Below are 20,204 nucleotides of genomic sequence, written 5' to 3' on the forward strand. Positions count from 1 at the left end.
CCTGCTCCAGTCCTGGAACGGCGGAGCGGGCGGTAGGTCGGGTTGGGTCTGCCCGGGTGTGCCGGGCAGGTCAGGCAGGTCGGGTGATCCCGGTTGCCGAGTCATGCGCGAATCCCTCCCCCAGGATGGACAGTGCACGCGAACGGTAGCAGCCGAAGCGGCGCGTCGGCGACGAGTCGATCAGCGGACCGCGCGGGGTTGGCCGTCCCAGGCGGGGAGGGTGGGGAGCAGGTCGGCGAGTTGTACCGGGTAGACGGTTTCCGAGGTTTCGCGGAGTTCGGCGGTGGTCCACCAGCGGTGGGCCGTGATGGTCTCCGATTCCAACGCGGTGAATCCCGAAGTGTCCACTGTGTACCCCTCGGGCAGCCGCGCGTGGAAGAACCACTCCTCGCCGTCGTAGGTGCGGCCCGCGAAGCTGAACAGGACGCGGCGGCGCCAGATCGGGCCGGTGAGGGAGTCCGGGTCGAGGGTGATGCCGGTTTCCTCGCGCAGTTCCCGGGCGGCGGCCGTGCGCAGGTCCTCCCCCGGCTCCACGCCCCCGCCCGCGGTGAACCAGTACGTCTCGCCCGTGCGGGCCGGGTCGTGGCCGTGGAAGAGCAGGACGCGGTCGTCGGCGTCGAGGAGCACGACCCGCGCCGAGGGGCGGGGGCGCGGGGTGTCGTCGGTGAGCTCGGGTTCGGCGATCTCCAGGTACTCCGGGCTGGGCGCGGTGCCCGCGAGCTTCAACCACCGCACCGGCCTGCGCCGCCGCAGCGCCAGCGTGTCGCGGACGGCGTCGCCGTGCACGCGGCGGGCGATGACGACGCGCTGCTCGGCGTCGACCAGTTCGGCGACGAGGGTCAGCGCCAACCCCTGTCGGTCCACTGTGGACAGTTCACGGGTCAGCGCGTTCTCCGCGGCCTCCCGCTCCGCCCGCGCGGACCGCTCGGCCCGTTCCGCCAACACCCGTAGCCGATCCCCGCCGACCGGCTCCAGCACCCCGGACACCGCCCGCGCCACCACGGCCCGCCGGGCCAGCGCCGCGTCCAGCGCCGCCCACGCCGCGTCGGTGCGCACGTGCAGCCGGTCGAGCCGGTTCGCGGTCGCCACCAGCCAGACACCGATCAGCACCAGCACCGCCACAGCGGTGAGGATCACCGCCAACTCGCTCACGACACCTCACCCACCGCGCGTGGGTTCGCGGCGACGGCCTGGTCGTAGACCCGCAGGACCTGGGCGGCGACGACCGACCAGTCGAAGGCGGCCACCCGGCGGTCGCCCTCGGCCACCAGGGTGGCCCGGCGGTCCGGGTCGGCCAGGACCTCGCGCAGGCCCGCCGCCAGGGACGTGGGGTTGCCGACCTGGGTCAGGACGCCCGCGCGGCCGTCGTCGAGCACCCGGCGGAAGGCGTCGAGGTCGCTGGACACCACGGCGGTGCCCGCGGCCATGGCCTCGGTCAGGATGATGCCGAAGCTCTCCCCGCCCAGGTTGGGGGCGCAGTAGACGTCCAGGGAGGCCAGCATGCGGGCCTTGGCCTCGTCGTCGACGGGGCCGAGGAGGTCGATGCGCTCGGCCAGGCGGCTGCCCGCGGCGCGGCGCAGGTCGGCCTCGTCGCCCTTGCCGACGACCACGAGCCGCAGGTCGGGGAGGTCGTCGACGAGGGTGCGCAGAGCACCGAGGAGGACCGGCATGCCCTTGCGCGGCTCGTCGTAGCGGCCGACGAACCCGACCGTGCCGCCCTGGCGGGGGTAGCCGTCGAGGGGTTTCGCGGCGCGGAAGAAGCCCACGTCGACGCCGTTGGGGATCTCCACCGCGTCGCCGCCGAGGTGCTCCACCTGCACGCGCCGGGCCAGGGCGGACACGGCGATGCGAGCGGTGATCTTCTCCAGGAACGGGCGCAGCACGGCCTGGAACGCGACCAGCGTGCGCGAGCGCGGGGTCGAGGTGTGGAAGGTGGCCACGATCGGCCCGTCGGCGACCATCAGGGCCAGCATGGACAGGCTCGGCGCGGTCGGTTCGTGCAGGTGCAGCACGTCGAAGTCGTGGTCGCGCAGCCAGCGGCGCACGCGCGTGTACGAGACCGGGCCGAAGGACAGCCGCGCGACCGAGCCGTTGTACGGGATGCCCAGCGCGCGCCCGGCGGGTTGGACGAAGTCCGGTACCGGGGTGTCGTCGTCGGCCGGGGCCAGCACGTCGACCTCGTGGCCCTGCGCGCGCAGCGCCCTGGCCAGGTCGAGCACGTGCGCCTGCACCCCGCCCGGCACGTCGAGGGAGTAGGGGCAGACGATGCCGACGCGCATGCTCAGCGCCTGCCGCGCGGGGCGCCGTCGGTGAGCGCGGCGCGGCGGTCGGCGGGCAGGTCGGCCAGCCACAGCTTCTGCAGCATGTGCCAGTCGGCCGGGTGCGCGGCGATGTCGGCGGCGAGGGTGTCGGCCAGCGCCTGGGTGGCGGCGGGGATGCCGCGCACGCCGTCGACCTTGACCGGCGGGTGGATGCGCAGGCCCCAGCCGTCGTCGGTGTACCAGGTGCCGACGGGCAGCAGCGCGGCGCCGGTGCGGGCGGCCAGGTAGGCCGGGCCCGCGGGCATGCGGGTCTGCTCGCCGAAGAAGTTCACGGGGAGACCGGCGGGGGTGAGGTCCCGGTCGGCGAGCAGGCAGACGAGCCCGTTCTGCCGCAGCCGCTCGGCGAGCACGACCGCCGGGTTCTTGTCGCCGCCGGTCGCGGGGACGATCTCGAAGCCGAGGGACTCGCGGTAGGCGACGAACTTCTCGTACAGCGCCTCCGGCCTGAGGCGTTCGGCGACGGTGGTGAACCGGCCGTGCTCGCCGACCAGCCACACGCCCGCCGCGTCCCAGTTGCCCGAGTGCCCGAGGGCCAGCACCACGCCGTTGCCCTCGGCGAGCGCGGCGGTGACGTACTCGTTGCCGGTCATGGTGGCGCCGATCCGCCGGTGGATGTCGGCGTGGTCCATCGACGGCAGGCGGAACGCCTCCATCCAGTAGCGCGCGTACGAGCGCAGCGCCTGGCGGACGAGGTCGTCGAGTTCGGCGGGTCCAGCCTGGGGTACGACCCGGGCGAGGTTGGCGCGCAACTGGCGGGAGCCGGCCCCCTCGCGGCGGGCGGCGAGGTCGGCGCCCGCGCGGAAGAGCCCGGCGGCGGTGCCGTGCGGGAGCGCGCGGACCAGCTTCCAGCCCAGCCCGTAGCCCCCGGTCTGGAGGCGTTCACCCCAGTTCATGGGTCTTCTCCTCCAGCGCGGAGCGGCGCACCGCGAGCAGCCGCTGCAGCACGGTCACCACCGAGGCGGCGGCCAGCAGCCACAGCGCGATCTTCATGGCGGGGGGGACGCCGAGGCCGGTGAGGCCGGTGCCGACCAGGGTGATGATCAGCCGCTCGGCCCGCTCCACCAGCCCGCCGTCCGCGTCGAGCCCGGTGGCCTCGGCGCGGGCCTTGACGTAGGAGATCACCTGGGCCAGCACCAGGCAGACCAACGCGGCCACCGCGGTGGTCCGGTCGTGCGCGACGTCGAACAGGTACCAGGTGATGCCGCAGAACAGCGCCCCGTCGGCGAGCCGGTCGCAGGTGGCGTCGAGCACCGCGCCGTAGCGGGTACCGCCCCCCTTGGCCCGCGCCATGGCCCCGTCGAGCAGGTCGAACATCGCGAACCCCCACACCACGAGGGTCCCCGCGAACAGGTGACCGGCGGGGAAGAGCCACAACGCCCCGGCGATGGCACACGCGGTCCCGAACACGGTGACCGCGTTCGGCGTGAGCCCGAGGCGGACCAACCACGCCCCGATCGGATCGGTGACGCGCGAGACGGAGGCACGGGCGAAGATGTTCAGCATGGGGCTGTGCGGTGCACCTAACGGCGGGGTTGACCTGGCCTGGGCAGCCTAACCGGCCCGGAGCACGGCCGTGCAGCCCGGTTCACACCCCGATTGGGCCGGTGTGGACAGCCGGGTGCGGGGCGGCGGTGCGGAGAGGGGCCTGGGCTCGGCGGGAGGTCCGGAAGTGGACGAGCTCGGGAGAATGGGCAGGGCGAGGAGAAGCGCCGCAGGTCAGAAAGTGTCGTCCCCGCACAGGCGGGGCTTCTCGGACAGGCCCCCAGGCTCCGCATCTGGCCGCGTCCCGCGCGCGAGGCTGGTCCCTGGTCAGCCGGATCCCGGCCAGACCATTGACGTCGTCCCCCGCGCGAGCGGGGACCGGACCGCCGCCGGGACGGCCTGAGGTCAGGTCACACCGTCGTTCCCGCATGAGCGGGCCCCCGCTGTTGCCTTCTCGGGCGGCGTGCGCGAAGTCGTCCCCGCGCGAGTGGGGTTGCCCGCCTCGCCCGGCGGGTCAGGGCTCGTCGGGGTGTTCGCGGCAGCCGGGGAGGGTGCGGTCGGGGTCGAGGCCCTCCAGGACCGCGACGCTGATCTGGCCCAAGACGGCCACCTGCTCCGGTGTCAGCCGGTCGAACAGGGCTTCGCGGACCGTGGTCACGTGGCCCGGGGCGGCGGCGGCGAGGGCGGCGAAGCCCTTGTCCGTCAGCGCCGCGACCGAGCCCCGCTTGTCCGTGGGGCACTCCCGGCGCTCGACCCAGCCCGCTTCCTCCAGGCGGGCCACGGCGTGGGAGAGCCTGCTGCGGCTGGCGCCCCTGAGGCCTGCCAGCTCGCTCATGCGCAGCGAGCGGCCCGGGGCCTGGGAGAGGACCACCAGGATCTCGTAGTAGGTGTAGGGCATCCCCGAGTCGCGCTGCAACTGCTTGTCCATGTGGTCGCCGAGCGCGCCCAGCATGGTGACGAAGGCACGCCAGACGTCCTGCTCGGCGGGGGTGAGCCAGCGGGTGTCGTCCATGCCACGAAGTCTACTGGTTGAACTCTCAACTTGCTCGGCGTAGGGTATCGGTTGAAGGTTCAATCAAAACGGTTTGGAGTCCACCATGACGCTCAGCCAGCTCCCCGGGTTCGTCGCCGGTACCTGGGACATCGACGCCGCGCACTCCGACGTCGGCTTCGCCGTGCGGCACATGGTCGTCAGCAAGGTCAAGGGGCGCTTCGACGGCGTCTCCGGCCACCTGGTGACCACCGACGACCCGGCCGCGGCGAGCGTGGACGTCGTGATCGACCTGAACACGATCAACACCTACAACGAGCAGCGCGACGGCCACCTGCGCTCGGCCGACTTCTTCGAGGTCGAGACCTACCCGAACCTCACCTACAAGGCCACCGGCGTGCGCGCTGACGGCGACGCCTACGTCCTCGACGGCGAGCTGACCCTCAAGGGCGTCACCAAGGTCGTCCCGCTGCGCTTCGAGCTCAACGGCTTCGGCCCGGACCCGTACGGCGGCACCCGGGTCGGCTTCTCCGGCCACACCGAGATCAACCGCCGGGAGTTCGGGGTGAACTTCGAGGGCGTGCAGAACGGCATCGCGGTGGTCGGCGACAAGATCACCGTGCAGATCGAGCTCGAAGCGGTCCTGCGCCAAGGCTGACCGCACCGAACTCGAAGCGGTCCGGTGGCACGAGGGCCGAGCGCCGCCGGGGCCGCCCTAGAGCGGGCGGTCCCAGGCGTCGGCGAGCAGCTCGCGGGTGTCGCCGAGCAGCTGCGGCAGCACCTTCGTGTGGCCGATGACCGGCATGAAGTTCGCGTCGCCGCCCCACCGCGGCACCAGGTGCTGGTGCAGGTGGGCGGCGATCCCGGCGCCCGCGACCACGCCCTGGTTCATGCCGATGTTGAACCCGTGCGGCGCCGCCACGGCCCGCGCGACCCGCATGGCGCGCTGGGTGAACCGGGCCAGCTCGTCGGTCTCGGCGGTGGTGAGGTCGGTGTAGTCGGCGACGTGCCGGTACGGCACGACCATGAGGTGGCCGGGGTTGTACGGGTACAGGTTGAGCACCGCGTAGACCGACTCGCCCCGCGCGATGATGAGCGCGTCGGCGTCGTCGAGGTCGACCAGGCCGCAGAACGGGCACCCGGCGCGGCCGTCGCCCTCCGGTTTGCCCTCGCCCCGGATGTAGGCCATCCGGTGCGGCGTCCACAGTCGCTGGAGGGCGTCCGGGATGCCCACGCCCTCCTGGGGGACGTACTCGGGCTCCTCGGAGCGCAGGAATGCGGCCATGCCCCGATCCTAGTTGTCCGCGCGCGGCGCCCGGCCACCGTGACCCGGCGCGGGGCCAGGAGGTGGGCGGCCCAAACAGGCCCGAGTGGACACATCGCGCGGCCTGGCCGAAGAGAACGCCGTGACCAGCCCGATCATCGGACTGGTGGACGGCGCCGCGGCCACTTGGCGAAAGCTCTGAAAGAAACCCGCCCCCGTCGAGGCGACGAGGGCGGGTTGTCCGGTCAGTCGACGGTGACGGTCTCGGCCGTGGGGGACGTGTTGTCCCGGCGGGTGATCCAGGCGTGGACCGCCTCGACGGCGCGGGCCGTGGGGACGCCGTTGATCTGGGTGCCGTCGCGGAAGCGGAAGCTGATGGCGTCGGCCTCCACGTCCTTGGCGCCCGCCAGGAGCATGAACGGGACCTTCTGCAGCGTGTGGTTGCGGATCTTCTTCTGCATCCGGTCGTCCGAGGCGTCGACCTCGACCCGCACGCCCTTGGCGCGCAGCGCCTTGGCCACCTGGAGCAGGTGGTCGGTGTGGTCCTCGGCGACCGGGATGCCCACCACCTGGACCGGGGCGAGCCAGGCCGGGAAGGCGCCCGCGTAGTGCTCGGTGAGCACGCCGAAGAAGCGCTCGATGGAGCCGAACAGCGCGCGGTGGATCATGACCGGCCGCTGCCGGGTGCCGTCCGAGCCGGTGTACTCCAGTTCGAAGCGCTCCGGCAGGTTGAAGTCGACCTGGATGGTGGACATCTGCCAGGTGCGGCCCAGCGCGTCGCGGGCCTGCACGGAGATCTTCGGGCCGTAGAAGGCCGCGCCGCCCGGGTCGGGCACCAGGTCGAGGCCGGAGTCGGTGGCCGCGACGCGCAGCGCCTCGGTGGCCCGCGCCCAGACCTCGTCCGAGCCGACGTACTTCTCCTCGTTGCGGGTGGACAGCTCCAGGTAGAAGTCGTCCAGACCGTAGTCGCGCAACAGGTTCAGCACGAACGACAACAGCGACTTCAGCTCGTCCTGCACCTGCTCCGGGGTGCAGAAGATGTGCGCGTCGTCCTGCGTCATGCCGCGGACCCGGGTGAGGCCGTGGATCACGCCGGACTTCTCGTAGCGGTACACCGAGCCGAACTCGAACATGCGCAGCGGCAGCTCGCGGTACGACCGGCCGCGCGAGCGGAAGATCAGGTCGTGGAACGGGCAGTTCATCGGCTTGAGGAAGTAGTCCTGGCCGGGCTTGCGGACCGTGCCGTCCTCGTTGTACTCGGCGTCGAGGTGCATCGCCGGGTACATGCCGTCGCGGTACCAGTCGAGGTGGCCGGAGGTCTCGAACAGCGTGCCCTTGGTGATGTGCGGGCTGTAGACGAACTCGTAGCCCTCCTCCTCGTGGCGGCGGCGCGAGTAGTCCTCCATCTCGCGCCGCACGATGCCGCCCTTGGGGTGGAACACCGCGAGGCCGGAGCCGATCTCGTCGGGGAAGCTGAACAGGTCCAGCTCGGTGCCGAGCCTGCGGTGGTCGCGGCGCTCGGCCTCGGCCAGCAGTTCGAGGTAGCTGTCGAGCGCCTCCTGCGACTCCCACGCGGTGCCGTAGACCCGCTGGAGCTGCTGGTTGTTCTGGTCGCCCCGCCAGTACGCGGCGGCCACCCGGGTGAGCTTGAAGGCCGGGATGTGCTTGGTGGTGGGCAGGTGCGGGCCGCGGCAGAGGTCGCCCCAGATCTGCTCGCCGCTGCGCGGGTCGAGGTTGTCGTAGATGGTCAGCTCGCCGCCGCCGACCTCCATCACCTCGGGATCGTCCACATCGCTCTTGATGTCGACCAGCTCCAGCTTGAACGGCTCCGCCGCCAACTCGACCTTGGCCGCCTCCACCGACTCCACGACCCGGCGGGAGAACCGCTGCGCGCCCTTGACGATCTGCTTCATGCGCTTCTCCAGCGCCTGCAGGTCCTCCGGGGTGAACGGCCGGTCGACGGCGAAGTCGTAGTAGAAGCCGTCGCGCACCGGCGGGCCGATGCCGAGCTTGGCCTCCGGGAACTGCTGCTGCACCGCCTGGGCGAGCACGTGCGCGCACGAGTGCCGGATGACCGCGCGGCCGTCGTCGGTGTTCGCCGCGACCGCCTCCACCTCGACGTCGACCTCGGGCGCCCAGGACAGGTCGCGCAGCCTGCCCTCCGGGTCGCGCACGACGACCACGGCGTCCGGCCCCTTGCCGGGCAGCCCCGCCTCGCGGACGGCGGCGCCCGCGGTAGTGCCCGCGGCCACCACCACGCGCTCGGCGGGTAGGACAGCGGCGGACAGTGGCTGGACCACGGTGACTCCTGAGGTTTCGGGTGGGCCACACGGGTGGTGACCTCGACACCTGAGGATGCTAGCGAGCGGCCGTCAACCCCCGCTCCCCGGTTTGCACAGGCCTGTGGACAACTCGGCGAACCCGCAGGTCAGGGCTACACACCGAGCATGGTGCGCATCCGGCGGATCTCGTCGGACTGCTCGGCGACGATGTTGTCCGCCATCTCCTGCACCCGCACGTCGATGCCGTCCTGCTGCACCCCGTTGGCCATCGCGATGGCGCCCTCGTGGTGGCGGATCATGAGTTGCAAGAAGAGCTTGTCGAAGTCGGCGCCGGTGGCCGCGCGCAGCTGGTCCATCTGCTCCGGCGTGGCCATCCCGGGCATGGCGGCGTGGTGGCCCGCGTGCGCGGAGTGGTGCGGGTCGACGCGCGGCTTGCCGTTGCGCTCGAGCCAGGCGTTCATGGCGCCGATCTCGGGTTCCTGGGTGTCGCCGATGCGCGCGGCCAAGCCCTTCACCGACGCGTCCTGCGCGCGGGTCTCGGCCAGCGCGGTCATGTCCACGGCCTGCTGGTGGTGGTTGATCATGTTCTCGGCGTAGCCGAAGTCGGCGGCGTTGGGCGGCACCGCGGGCACACCGGAGGAGATCTCGTCCGGGGAGAGGGTTCTATTGGCCTCACCGGGTTTCCCGGGTTGGACCACCGGGTTCGGCGGCGGTCCCGGGTCCTCGGTACACGCGGCGAGACCGCAGGTGAGCGCCGCCGCGAGCAAGCCGAGCACAATCCGCCGCACCGCCATCGGTCGCCTCCCCGTCGCCGCCGTCCGATCCCCGAACCTACCTGTCCACAGGGGGTGGCAACAGATCCACTCCAAATGGTGAAAACACCCAACAGGCGGATCTGGTAGAGGTCCGACCAACCGGCCATACTGCGAATTCCCGACTCCACGAGAGGGGTGCGCAGCGTGCCTTCATCCCGACGCGGCAGGCGTGCCACGGCTTGGCTCGCGGTCCTGGGCACCACAGCCCTGACCGCCACCGGACTCCTGGGTGTGCCCTCGGCGGCGGCGCAGTCCCAGTTCCCGGCCCCGGACCAGATCGTCACCAGCCCGAACGTCAAACACGTAGCCAACATCCCCGCGACCGCGCCCTTGAAGGGCACCGGTTCGACCGGCACCGACATCGCCTTCACCGGCGACTACGCCATCGCGGGCAACTACCTCGGTTTCACCATCTACGACATCAAGAACCCGCGGCAGCCCAAGATCGCCAGCCAGGTGCTCTGCCCCGGTTCGCAGAACGACGTGTCGGTGAGCGGCAACCTGCTGTTCCTGTCCACCGACTCGCGGCGCAGCGACAACTCCTGCTCCTCGGTCGCCCAGAACGACGGCACCAAGGCGTACTGGGAGGGCATGAAGATCTTCGACATCAGCGACAAGCGCAACCCGCGCTACCTCAAGGCGATCGAGACCGATTGCGGCTCGCACACGCACACGCTGGTGCCGGACAAGCGCGGCAAGGACGTCTACATCTACGTCTCGTCGTACGCGCCCGCGCCGACGATCAGCAAGTGCCTGCCGCCGCACGACAAGATCTCCATCATCAAGGTGCCGCTGAAGAACCCGGCCGCGGCCGAGCTCATCGCGACGCCGAACCTGTTCCCGGACGGCGGGAACCCCGGTAGCGGCACCCCCGGCAACCTGGAACTGGGCTACACCAGCGCCACCAGCGGCTGCCACGACATCACGGTGTTCCCGTCGAAGGACCTGGCTGCGGGCGCCTGCATGGGCGACGGCGTGCTGATGGACATCTCCGACCGGGAGAAGCCGCGGGTGATCAACCGCGTGCAGGACGACGCGCACTTCGCGTTCTGGCACTCGGCCACGTTCAACAACGCGGGCACCAAGGTGATCTTCACCGACGAGCTCGGCGGTGGCGGCGGCGCGACCTGCAACGCCAAGATCGGCCAGACCCGCGGCGCCGACGGCGTGTACGACATCACCGGCCGCGGCGATGCGCGGAAGCTGGAGTTCCGCAGCTTCTTCAAGATCAGCCGCTACCAGACCGACGGCGAGAACTGCGTGGCGCACAACGGTTCCCTGCTGCCGATCCCGGGCCGCGACGTGATGGTCCAGGCCTGGTACATGGGCGGCGTGCAGGTCGTCGACTTCACCAACTCGATGATCCCGCGCGAGGTCGGCTACTTCGAGCGCGGCCCGGCCGCCGACGCGGCCGAGAGCGGCGGCGTGTGGTCGGCGTACTACTACAACGGGTTCATCTACTCGTCGGACCTGGGCAAGGGCTTCGACGTGCTGGAGATCAACGACCCGTTGACCGACCAGGCGAAGAACTACCGCTGGACCGAGCTGAACGTCCAGACGCAGCAGACGTACAAGTAAGGCACAGCAAGGGGCCCTGCCGGTTTCCGACAGGGCCCCTTGTCGCGTTTAGACAGTGGTGATGACCTGGTCGTAGTCCAGGCGCGGGTTGCGGCCGAACCAGGCGTCCGCACCGGGGTTGCCGATGTTGACCACGATCAGCGTGCGCAGCCTGCCGTCACCGAAGAACTCCGCGTCGATGCCCGCGGCGTCGAACCCGCTCATCGGACCGGCGGCCAAGCCGATCGCGCGGACCCCGAGGATGAAGTACCCGGCCTGCAACGTGGCGTTGAGGCGGGCCGCGCCCTCGCGACCGGGGTCGGCGGCGTAGTAGTCCTTGGCGCCGGGGAAGTTCGGGAAGACCGTCGGCAGGTGCTCGTGGAACTCGGTGTCGGCGGCCAGGATCGCGGTCAGCGGCGCGGTCCTGGTCTTGGCCTTGTTGCCCTCGCCGAGGTGCGAGACCAGGCGCTCCCGCGCCTCGGGGGTGCGCACGAGCACAACCCGCAGCGGCTGCGAGTTCATCCCGGTCGGGCCCCACTTGACCAGCTCGTAGATGGCGCGCACCTGCTCGTCGGACACCGGGGCGTCGGAGAAGGTGTTGGCGGTGCGGGCCGCGCGGAACAGCAGGTCCTGCCCCTCCGACCCGAGGACGGAGAGCTGGGGTTCCTGAACTGCGGTCATGGGTGACGCTCCTGGCTGGGTGGGTGGTGCTTCCTCGGGATCCAACCTAGTTGAGAGCTTGACTATTCCCCCGGTCCGGTGAGCGTGCTCACAGCCGTCAGCCCGACCCCCGGGACCGTCAGACCAGGACGACGTACTTGCCCACCGTGTGCCCCCGGACGAAGTCGACGCAGGCCCGGTCGGCCTCCGCCAGCGGGTAGCGGCGGGTGATCAGCGCCGACAGGTCGCCGCGGACCGCCGCCGCGCCGACGTCGCGCATGGTGGCGAGGCGTGCCTCCATGTCCAGGACCGGCCGGGAGTCGATGGGCGGGTCGAACTCCGGCGGCGGGAACGTGATGGTCACCAACCGGCCGCCTGCGCGGAGCGCGTCGGGGGTCCAGGACAGTTCGGCGGCGGGTAGGGCCAGGTTGACGATGGCGTCCACGTCGACCGGGTATTCCCCGTACGGGACGGTTTCGGCGGCGCCGAGACCGCGCAGCAGCGCCACGTCCTCGGGGCGGGCCGTCGCGGTCACATGGGCTCCGGCGGCGGCCAGCAGGGGCAGGACGGCGGTACCGACCCCACCCGCGCCGCCGATGAGCAGGACTGTCTCGCCCGGCTGGATCGCCGCGGTCTTCATGATGCCCAGCGCCGTGAAGCCCACGGTCGCGACGGCCGCCGCCTGGTCCGGGGCCAACGCGGCCGGTCGGTGCGCGATCAGGGCCGTGTCGGCCTCGACCACCACGTACTCCGCCAGCGCCCCGGTGCTCAGCGACGGTCGGGCGCCGGTGAGCGACCGCAGCGCGCGGGGAATGGCCAGGCCGAACACCTCCTCCCCCAGCCGGTACTCGCGCACACCCGCGCCGACCTCGGTCACCGTGCCCGCGAAGTCGTTGCCGGGCACGAACGGGAACTCCAGGTCCACGTCGAACTCGCCGGAGGACACCCGCAGGTCCCCCGGGTTCAGCGACGCCGCGGCCACTCGGACCTGGATCTGCCCCGGTCCGGGCAGCGGGACCGGCACCTCGCCCACCGCGTAGTCCTCCGGTGGGCCGTACGCGCCCACCACCACAGCCTGCATCTCCACCCCTTAAACGGACCGCTCGGTCATCTTAAGCCTGAGGTTAGCGACAACCGGACCGCGCGGTCAACTTGCTAGTCTGGTCCGGTGACCGGGACCCGCCCGCTGCGCGCCGACGCCGCGCGCAACCGGGAGCTGCTGCTGACCGCCGCCGCCACCGAGTTCGCCGAGCGCGGGCTGGACGCGTCGGTGGCCGACATCGCGCGCCGGGCCGGGGTCGGGAAGGGGACGGTCTTCCGGCACTTCCCGACCAAGGAGGACCTGATCGCGGCGATCGTGCGCGACCGCATCGCCGCCCTCACCGGGGTCGGCGAGGAGCTGCTGCGCGCCGCCGACGCGGGGGCCGCGCTGCTGGCGTTCCTGACCGCCGCCGCGCACCAGCGCCAGCAGCTCGACCTGTCGTACCTGCAGACCGCCACCACCCTGCCCGCGGACGTGGAAGCGTTGCGGGAGCGCATGTTCCGGGTGATCCACGACCTCGTCGACCGGGCCCGCGCGCACGGCGCCATCCGCGACGACGTCACCGGGGCCGACGTGGCGCTGCTGATGTGCGCGCCGAACTACGTCACCGGCTACCTCAGCGACGCCCCGCCCGACCTGTGGCAGCGCTACCTGGCGCTGATCTTCGACGGGCTGCGGCCCGAGGGCGCGCACCCGCTGCCGCACCCGCCGCCCACGCTCGTCTGACCGCCCGCGCGGGGTGATCCGCCGACCTCCGTCCGCCGTCGAGGCTGGTGCGACGACGAGTGGAGGGCGGCGAGAGCGTGGTCGATGCGGAACGCGGGCGACAGGCGGAGGCCGACGACTGGCGGCGGTGGGGTCCGTACCTCAGCGAACGGCAGTGGGGCACCGTGCGCGAGGACTACGGCGGCGGGGACGCGTGGGAGTCGTTCCCCCACGACCAGGCCCGGTCGCGGGCCTACCGGTGGGGCGAGGACGGGCTGGCGGGGTTCAGCGACGACCGCCAACTGCTGTGCCTGGCTTTGGCGCTGTGGAACGGGAAGGACCCGATCCTCAAGGAGCGGCTGTTCGGGTTGACCAACGCGGAGGGCAACCACGGCGAAGACGTCAAGGAGTGCTACTTCTACCTCGACGCCACCCCGACCTCCTCCTACGCGAAGATGCTCTACAAGTACCCGCAAGGGGAATTCCCCTACGCGGACCTGGTGGACACCAACGCGGCGCGGGACCGGGCCGCGCCGGAGTACGAGCTGATCGATACCGGCGCCTTCGCGGACGACCGGTACTTCGACGTCGAGGTGGAGTACGCGAAGTCCACTCCGGACGATGTCCTCATGCGGGTCACAGCGCACAACCGGGGGCCTGAGGACGCCGTGCTGCACGTGTTGCCGACACTGTGGTTCCGGCACACCTGGTCGTGGGCGGGCGAGGACGAGAAGCCGTCGCTGCGCGCCACCTCGGACGTGCGGGGCGCGGCGGTCGTGCGGGCGGAGCACCGGGAGCTGGGGGTGCGGTGGCTCTACGCGGACCGGCCCGCGCCCGTGCTGGTGACCGGCAACGAGACGAACAACGAGCGGGTTTTCGGTTCCCCCAACGAAACCCCGTACGTCAAGGACGGCATCGGGCGGGCGGTCGTCGACGGCGAGCTGACGGCGGTCGACCCCAGCGGCGTCGGCACGAAAGCGGCCGTGCACCACGCTCTCGTCGTGCCCGCGGGCCGGAGCGCGACGATCCGGATGCGGTTGACCGACCGCGAGCACGTCCCGTCCCGGCACCCGTTCGACGACTTCGACGCGGTGTTCGAGCGCCGGAAGGCCGAGGCGGACGACTTCTACGCCGCCACGCTGGCGGGCGATCTCGGGGACGAGGAGCGCCGGGTCGCGCGGCAGGCGTTGGCGGGCATGCTGTGGTCGAAGCAGTACTACGCGCTCGACGTCGAGCGGTGGCTGGCCGAGCGCGGCGCGGACCCGCTCGACGCGGACCCCGGTCTGCGCAACCACGGCTGGCGCCACCTGGTGGCCAACGACCTCATCGCGATGCCGGACACCTGGGAGTACCCGTGGTTCGCCGCCTGGGACCTGGCCTTCCACGCGGTCGCGCTGGCGGTGGTGGACATGCCGTTCGCCAAGGCGCAGCTGGAGTTGTTGCTGGACCACCGGTACCTGCACCCGAACGGCCAGCTCCCCGCCTACGAGTGGGACTTCGGTGACGTCAACCCGCCGGTGCACGCGTGGGCGACGTGGTTCGTGTACGAGCTGGACAAAGCCGCGACCGGCGTGGGCGACCGCGAGTTCCTGGAGAACGCCTTCCTGCGCCTGACCCGCAACGTCGACTGGTGGTTCAACCGCAAGGACGCCGACGGCCGCAACGTCTTCCAGGGCGGGTTCCTCGGCCTGGACAACATCGGTGTCTTCGACCGCAGCGCGCCGCTGCCCACGGGCGGGCGGCTCGACCAGGCGGACGGCACGGCGTGGATGGCGCTGTTCTGCCAGAACATGGCCCAGATAGCGGTCGAGCTGGCCGTCGACAACGCCGTCTACCTCGAACACGCCCAGTCGCTGTTCGAGAACTTCGCGTGGATCGCCGCCGCGACCAACCACGTCGGCGCGGACGGGGTCTGCCTCTGGGACGAGCGGGACGGCTTCTTCTTCGACGTCCTGCGCCAACCGGACGGGAGCGCGGTGCCGCTACGGGTGCACTCGGCGGTCGGGTTGATCCCGCTGGCGGCGGCGACCGTGATCGACGGGTCGGTTCGGGACCGGTTCCCCGAGCTGGTGTCCGGTATCGCGGCGTTCCTCGAACGGCACCCGGCCGTGCGGTTGGCGTTGTGGGGGCACGGGAAGCAGGCGGACGCGACCGGGCCCGCGCTGTTCGCCCTGTTCGACGAGCACCGGCTGCGGCGGATCCTGTCCCGGATGCTGTCGGAGGGCGAGTTCCTGGGGCCGCACGGGATCCGGTCGCTGTCGCGGCTGCACGCCGAGCACCCGTACGTGTTCACCGTGGACGGTCGGGAGAACCGGGTCGAATACCAGCCCGCCGAGTCGTCCATCGCCATGTTCGGCGGCAACTCGAACTGGCGCGGACCGGTGTGGTTCCCGATCAACGTCATGGTCATCCGGGCGCTGCTGCACCTGCACGCGTACTTCGGCGACGGGTTCACCGTCGAGTGCCCGACGGGGTCCGGCAGGCACCTGACGCTCGTCGAGGTCGCGGGGGAGATCGGCGACCGGCTGATCGGCACCTTCCTGCCCGGCCCCGACGGCAGGCGCCCGGTGCACGGTGGTCTGGACCGCTACCGCGACGACCCGCACTGGCGCGACCTCGTGCTGTTCTACGAGTACTTCCACGGCGACAACGGCGCGGGCATCGGCGCCGCGCACCAGACCGGCTGGACCGGCACCGTCGCCCTGTTGTCCCTGCTGCTACGTGGAAAGGGCTTCTGATGGCGAGTTGGCCAGAGCACCCGGTCATCCACGAGGTGAACACCGCGGTCTGGCTCACCGACCTGTCCCGCGCGGCGGGCAGGCCAGTCGCGCTGGGCGACGTGACGGACGCCGAGTGGGACGCGATCACCCCGACCGGGGTGGACGCGGTGTGGCTGATGGGGGTGTGGGAGCGGAGTCCGCTGGGGTTGGCGCTGGCGGCGCAGGACCCGGGTTTGTGGGCGGGGTTGAAGGAAGCGTTACCGGACCTGGGCGCGGCGGACGTGATCGGTTCGCCGTATTGCGTGCGCCGGTACGTGGTGGACGCGCGGTTCGGAGGACCCGAGGGTTTGGCGTTGGCGCGGGCGGCGCTGGCCGTGCGGGGTGTGCGGTTGATCCTCGACTACGTGCCCAACCACGTGGCGCCGGACCACCCGTGGGTGGCCGAGGAGCCGTCGGCGCTGGTCGGGGGGACGGTGGAGAACCTGATCGCGGACCCGGCGTCCTGGCTCGACCTTGATGGCCGGGTGGTCGCTCGGGGTCGGGATCCGTACTTCCCGGCGTGGCCGGACGTAGTCCAGGTCGACGCGTTCTCCCCCGTGCTGCGTGGCTTGGCGGCCTCGACGCTCGTCGACATCGCTTCGCAGTGCGACGGGATTCGGTGCGATATGGCCATGTTGGTCACCAACGAGACATTCGCGCGCACGTGGGGTGGGGAGGCGCCGAGTGCGGAGTTCTGGCCGTCGGTGATCGCCGAGGTGCGGGCCGCGCACCCGGAGACGGTGCTGATCGCGGAGGCGTACTGGGACCAGGAATGGGCGCTGCAGCAGCAGGGTTTCGCGTTCTGCTACGACAAGCGCCTGTACGACCGGCTGCTGGGGGTGGACGCGGGCGCGGTCGCCGACCACCTGCTCGCCGACTTCAGCTACCAGTCGAAACTGGTCCGCTTCCTGGAGAACCACGACGAACCCCGGGTGGCGAGCAGGCTCGGGCGGGACGCGGAGAAGGCGGCGGCGGTCGTCGTGGCGACCCTGCCGGGCGCGACGCTGTGGTACGAGGGCCAGTTCGAGGGTCGGCGGGTGCGGCCGCCGGTGTTCGTGAACCGGCGAGCGCCGGAGCCGCCGGACCACGACCTGGCGCACTGGTACCGGAGGCTGCTGGCGGCCGTCGCGGACCACCGCGTGCGTCAGGGGACCTGGCGGTTGCTGGACCCGGGCGACCGGCAGGTGCTGGCCTGGTCGTGGACGGCGGAGGAGGCGACGCACCTGGTGATCGTCAACCTGTCGGCGTCCCGGGTCCAGGCCGACATCCCGCTGGACTGGCCGGGGTTGCCGAGCACCACGTGGCAGCTGTCGGACCTGCTGGAAGGGACCTCCCACGCGGCGCTCGGGGCGGGGTTGAGCAACCCGGGGCTCGCGGTGGACCTGTTCCCCTGGCAGTCCCACATCCTGGCGGTCACGCCGCGCACCTAGCCCGCAACCGCGCGCACGCCCGGGACACGGCGCCCGGGGCGTGCGCGCGGTCCGGGTCAGTCCCGGATGGTGAACGGGGTGTGCCCTCCGGCAACGGGGTCGACCACGAGGTCGGCGAAGACGAGCGTGATCACCTGTGTGTTGCTCTCGACCACGGCTTCGTGGAACGGGATGCCGATGCGGACCCTCCAGTACTCCGCCCGCGCCGAGTTCGCCACCAGCTTGAGCCCGGGGTGCATCTCCTGCCACCGCACGCCCCAGACGAACCCGTCGTCCGGGGCGTTGTCGAGGTCCTCGGTGGTGAAGGCGTCGTCCAGGGACCTGCTCCAGAGCTCCCCGGTGAGTTGGGTTCGCACCTCGGCGCTCACGCAGTGGACGAAGCGGTAGCGGAAGTACTCGCGCCCCATGGTGAAGACGTAGAGGTCGTAGTCCCGCAGGTAGTCGGCGAAGGCGTGGAAGACCAGCGCCCCGTCGAACGCCGCCTCGAAGGCTCGGGTGATCTCGGCGGCGTCCACAGTGTCATTGTGGACGCCGCCGCCCCGGGGGACTACCCCAACGTGGCGACCAGGACCGCCTTGATGGTGTGCAGGCGGTTCTCCGCCTGGTCGAAGACGATGCTGGCCGACGAGTCGAAGACCTCCCCCGTCACCTCCAGCCCCGTCCGCATCCCCGTGTGCTCCATGATCTCCCGCCCCACCTCCGTGCCGGCGTCGTGGTACGCGGGCAGGCAGTGCATGAACCGCACCGCCGGGTTGCCCGTGCCCTGCAACAACCCCCCGTTCACCTGGTACGGCTTCAGCAGCCGCACCCGCGCGTCCCACACCTCCTTGCTCTCCCCCATCGATACCCACACGTCCGTGTGCACGAAATCCACCCCCCGGACCGCCGCCACCGGGTCGTCCGTGATCGTCAGCCGCGCGCCCGTGCGCCCCGCGATCTCCGCCGCCAGCTCGACCACGTCCTGGGGCGGGTGCAGCTCGCCAGGACCCGCCAGTCGCACGTCGGCGCCCATCAGCGCGCCCATCACCAGCAGCGAGCGGCCCATGTTGAACCGGCAGTCCCCCAGGAACGCGTACGACAACCCGTGGTACGGCTTGCCCGACGCCTCGTGCATGGTCAGGAAGTCGGCGAGCATCTGGGTGGGGTGCCACTCGTCGGTAAGTCCGTTGTAGACGGGTACTCCCGCGTGCGCCGACAGCTCCTCCACATCGGACTGGCGGGTGCCCCGGTACTCGATCGCGTCGTACATCCGGCCCAGCACCGACGCCGTGTCCGCGGTGGATTCCTTGTGGCCCAGCTGCGATCCTGACGGGTCCAGGTACGTCACGTGCGCGCCCTGGTCGTAGGCCGCCACCTCGAACGCCGACCGGGTCCGCGTCGAGGTCTTCTCGAAGATCAGCGCGATCTCCCGGCCCACCAGCCGCGGTCGCTCGGTGCCCGCGTACCTGGCCGACTTGAGCGCCTCCGCCAGGCGCAGGAGGTGCCGTAGCTCGGCCGGGGTGAAGTCGATCTCCTTGACGAACGAGCGGTTGCGCAGGTTGTACGCCATGCTTCCTCCAGGCTCAGAACGCGGGCTCGCGCTCGATCGGACAGGTCATGCAGTGCGAGCCGCCGCGGCCGCGCCCCAGTTCGAAGCCCTCGATGGTGATCACCTCGACCCCGGCCTTGCGCAGCGCCGTGTTCGTGGCGACGTTGCGCTCGTAGGCGATGACGACCCCGGGTTCCAGCGCCACGACGTTGTTGCCGTCGTCCCACTGCTCGCGCTCCGCCGCGAACGCGTCCCCGCCGGTCTCCACAACCCGCATCCTGGCCACGCCCAAGGCCTTCGCCATCAACTCCGGCAGCGGCGCGTCCCGGCGCTCCACCACCAGGTCCTCGGCGGAGTCGCCCGGCCGGATGGACCACGTCCGCGCGCCGCCGACGACGTGCGGGAACAGCGTCACCACGTCCCGGTCGCACATCGTGATCACCGTGTCGAGGTGCATGTACGTCCGCGACTTCGGCAGGTGCACGGCCAGCACCTCACGCGCCGAGCCCGCGCGGAACAGCTCGCGCGCGATCCACTGCACCGCTTGCGGTGTGGTGCGCTCCCCCATGCCGATCATCACCGCGCCGTTGCCGATCGGTTGCACGTCGCCGCCCTCGACGTGCGCGCGGCCCCAGTGCTCGTCGGTCCCGCCGAGCCACACCTCCGCCGGTTCGGCGGCGAAGATCGGGTGGAACCGGTAGATGGCCTCCATGATCGCCGTCTCCGGCTCGCGGGCCGGTTTGGTCATCGGGTTCACCGTGTAGCCGTCGTAGATCCAGCAGGACGGATCGCGCTGGAACAAGAAGTTCGGCAGCGGTGGCAGCAGCAGGCCGGAGCGGTCCAGCGACTCCCACTCCAGGCCGATGTCCCTGGCCACGTCCGCCTTGGTGACACCGCCGATCAGGAACTCCGCCACCACCGTCGGGTCCGCGCCGCGCACCCACTCCGCCGCGGGTCCGGCGGCGGCGACGCCGACCTGCCGCTCCCCCAGGACGTGGTCGGCGACCCAGTCCCGGGCCTCGGGCTTGACCAGCGCCTCGGCGAAGAGCAGCTCCGCGTACAGCACGTCCACCCCGCGCTCGCGCAGCACCTCGCAGAACGCGTCGTGCTCCGCCTTGGCCCTGGTCACCCACAGCACGTCGTCGAAGAGCAGGTCCGCCGCGTTGGACGGGGTGAGCCGGGTCTGCTCCAGACCAGGCCGGTGGACCACCACCCGACGCAGCTTGCCGACTTCCGAGTGCACGCCCAGTGCCATCCCGTCTCCTCCGCTGAGCCATTCCCCGAGGTCGGTCCCCGGGTCGTCCCCCAGCCGCCATGCAACACGCGGCGCGCGCGGGGCGGGCCACCCCGAGCGGGCGATGTGCCCGG

Annotated in this window: 18 protein-coding genes; 5 read left to right on the forward strand and 13 right to left on the reverse strand. The window is 71.4% G+C overall.

Translation table 11 applies throughout. The features are described from left to right. Positions 1 to 180 precede the first annotated feature (180 nt). The 5 genes from V5P93_RS28165 to V5P93_RS28185 all read right to left on the reverse strand — a co-directional run bounded on the left by V5P93_RS28165 (position 181) and on the right by V5P93_RS28185 (position 4,815). On the reverse strand, positions 181 to 1,152 hold the full coding sequence (locus V5P93_RS28165) for an NUDIX hydrolase (protein ID WP_104479496.1): 972 nt from the start codon (positions 1,150 to 1,152) through the stop codon (positions 181 to 183). Next, entirely contained in the window at positions 1,149 to 2,279 is a 1,131-nt protein-coding gene (locus V5P93_RS28170; protein ID WP_104479495.1) for a glycosyltransferase family 4 protein, read from the reverse strand. Before V5P93_RS28170 ends, V5P93_RS28165 begins: the two co-directional genes overlap by 4 nt. A gap of 2 nt (positions 2,280 to 2,281) precedes the next feature. Then, the gene (locus V5P93_RS28175) at positions 2,282 to 3,214 is read right to left on the reverse strand and encodes a phosphatidylinositol mannoside acyltransferase (protein WP_104479494.1); all 933 of its coding nucleotides are present in this window, start codon (positions 3,212 to 3,214) and stop codon (positions 2,282 to 2,284) included. Continuing rightward, positions 3,201 to 3,824, reverse strand: a complete 624-nt coding sequence (gene pgsA / locus V5P93_RS28180) for a phosphatidylinositol phosphate synthase (RefSeq protein WP_104479493.1) — start codon at positions 3,822 to 3,824, stop codon at positions 3,201 to 3,203. The genes V5P93_RS28175 and pgsA overlap by 14 nt, the downstream gene beginning before the upstream one ends. A 493-nt stretch (positions 3,825 to 4,317) precedes the next feature. Beyond that, positions 4,318 to 4,815, reverse strand: coding sequence for a MarR family winged helix-turn-helix transcriptional regulator (locus tag V5P93_RS28185; RefSeq protein ID WP_104479492.1), 498 nt, complete (start codon positions 4,813 to 4,815; stop codon positions 4,318 to 4,320). 85 nt (positions 4,816 to 4,900) lie between these two features. Here V5P93_RS28185 and V5P93_RS28190 point away from each other — a divergent pair, with 85 nt between their 5' ends. Beyond that, positions 4,901 to 5,452, forward strand: coding sequence for a YceI family protein (locus V5P93_RS28190; RefSeq protein WP_104479491.1), 552 nt, complete (start codon positions 4,901 to 4,903; stop codon positions 5,450 to 5,452). Between the two features lie 57 nt (positions 5,453 to 5,509). Here V5P93_RS28190 and V5P93_RS28195 read toward each other — a convergent pair whose 3' ends face one another. From V5P93_RS28195 to V5P93_RS28205, 3 genes are all read right to left on the reverse strand, one after another. Next, entirely contained in the window at positions 5,510 to 6,079 is a 570-nt protein-coding gene (locus V5P93_RS28195; RefSeq protein ID WP_104479490.1) for an HIT domain-containing protein, read from the reverse strand. Between the two features lie 224 nt (positions 6,080 to 6,303). Beyond that, positions 6,304 to 8,358, reverse strand: coding sequence for a threonine--tRNA ligase (gene thrS / locus V5P93_RS28200; RefSeq protein WP_374065096.1), 2,055 nt, complete (start codon positions 8,356 to 8,358; stop codon positions 6,304 to 6,306). A 134-nt stretch (positions 8,359 to 8,492) separates the two neighbouring features. Beyond that, complete coding sequence (locus V5P93_RS28205) at positions 8,493 to 9,134, reverse strand: DUF305 domain-containing protein (protein ID WP_104479489.1); 642 nt, start codon at positions 9,132 to 9,134, stop codon at positions 8,493 to 8,495. A gap of 165 nt (positions 9,135 to 9,299) precedes the next feature. Between V5P93_RS28205 and V5P93_RS28210 the strand changes: the two genes are divergently transcribed. Next, positions 9,300 to 10,733 carry an LVIVD repeat-containing protein gene (locus tag V5P93_RS28210; protein WP_104479743.1) on the forward strand — a complete coding sequence of 478 codons (1,434 nt, stop codon included), beginning with the start codon at positions 9,300 to 9,302 and terminating at the stop codon, positions 10,731 to 10,733. Between the two features lie 48 nt (positions 10,734 to 10,781). On the opposite strand, the gene V5P93_RS28215 is transcribed toward V5P93_RS28210, so the two are convergent. Beyond that, entirely contained in the window at positions 10,782 to 11,393 is a 612-nt protein-coding gene (locus V5P93_RS28215; protein ID WP_104479488.1) for a malonic semialdehyde reductase, read from the reverse strand. 118 nt (positions 11,394 to 11,511) lie between these two features. Continuing rightward, positions 11,512 to 12,453 carry an NADP-dependent oxidoreductase gene (locus tag V5P93_RS28220; RefSeq protein WP_104479742.1) on the reverse strand — a complete coding sequence of 314 codons (942 nt, stop codon included), beginning with the start codon at positions 12,451 to 12,453 and terminating at the stop codon, positions 11,512 to 11,514. A gap of 87 nt (positions 12,454 to 12,540) precedes the next feature. Here V5P93_RS28220 and V5P93_RS28225 point away from each other — a divergent pair, with 87 nt between their 5' ends. The 3 genes from V5P93_RS28225 to V5P93_RS28235 are packed head-to-tail and all read left to right on the forward strand — an operon-like array spanning position 12,541 to position 17,308. Continuing rightward, positions 12,541 to 13,140, forward strand: coding sequence for a TetR/AcrR family transcriptional regulator (locus tag V5P93_RS28225; RefSeq protein WP_104479487.1), 600 nt, complete (start codon positions 12,541 to 12,543; stop codon positions 13,138 to 13,140). A 47-nt stretch (positions 13,141 to 13,187) separates the two neighbouring features. Continuing rightward, positions 13,188 to 15,857 (forward strand): glucosidase, encoded by a 2,670-nt coding sequence (locus tag V5P93_RS28230; protein WP_245931299.1) that lies wholly within the window; start codon positions 13,188 to 13,190, stop codon positions 15,855 to 15,857. Beyond that, positions 15,857 to 17,308, forward strand: coding sequence for an alpha-amylase family glycosyl hydrolase (locus V5P93_RS28235; RefSeq protein ID WP_104479485.1), 1,452 nt, complete (start codon positions 15,857 to 15,859; stop codon positions 17,306 to 17,308). Before V5P93_RS28230 ends, V5P93_RS28235 begins: the two co-directional genes overlap by 1 nt. A gap of 56 nt (positions 17,309 to 17,364) precedes the next feature. Here V5P93_RS28235 and V5P93_RS28240 read toward each other — a convergent pair whose 3' ends face one another. The 3 genes from V5P93_RS28240 to V5P93_RS28250 are packed head-to-tail and all read right to left on the reverse strand — an operon-like array spanning position 17,365 to position 20,091. Beyond that, positions 17,365 to 17,823, reverse strand: a complete 459-nt coding sequence (locus V5P93_RS28240; RefSeq protein ID WP_104479484.1) for a hypothetical protein — start codon at positions 17,821 to 17,823, stop codon at positions 17,365 to 17,367. A 32-nt stretch (positions 17,824 to 17,855) separates the two neighbouring features. Beyond that, on the reverse strand, positions 17,856 to 18,857 hold the full coding sequence (argF, locus tag V5P93_RS28245; protein WP_104479483.1) for an ornithine carbamoyltransferase: 1,002 nt from the start codon (positions 18,855 to 18,857) through the stop codon (positions 17,856 to 17,858). 13 nt (positions 18,858 to 18,870) lie between these two features. Continuing rightward, the gene (locus tag V5P93_RS28250; RefSeq protein WP_104479482.1) at positions 18,871 to 20,091 is read right to left on the reverse strand and encodes an arginine deiminase; all 1,221 of its coding nucleotides are present in this window, start codon (positions 20,089 to 20,091) and stop codon (positions 18,871 to 18,873) included. Between the last annotated feature and the right edge of the window lie 113 nt (positions 20,092 to 20,204).

The sequence above is a fragment of the Actinokineospora auranticolor genome (assembly GCF_041897805.1).
Lineage (GTDB): Bacteria > Actinomycetota > Actinomycetes > Mycobacteriales > Pseudonocardiaceae > Actinokineospora > Actinokineospora auranticolor.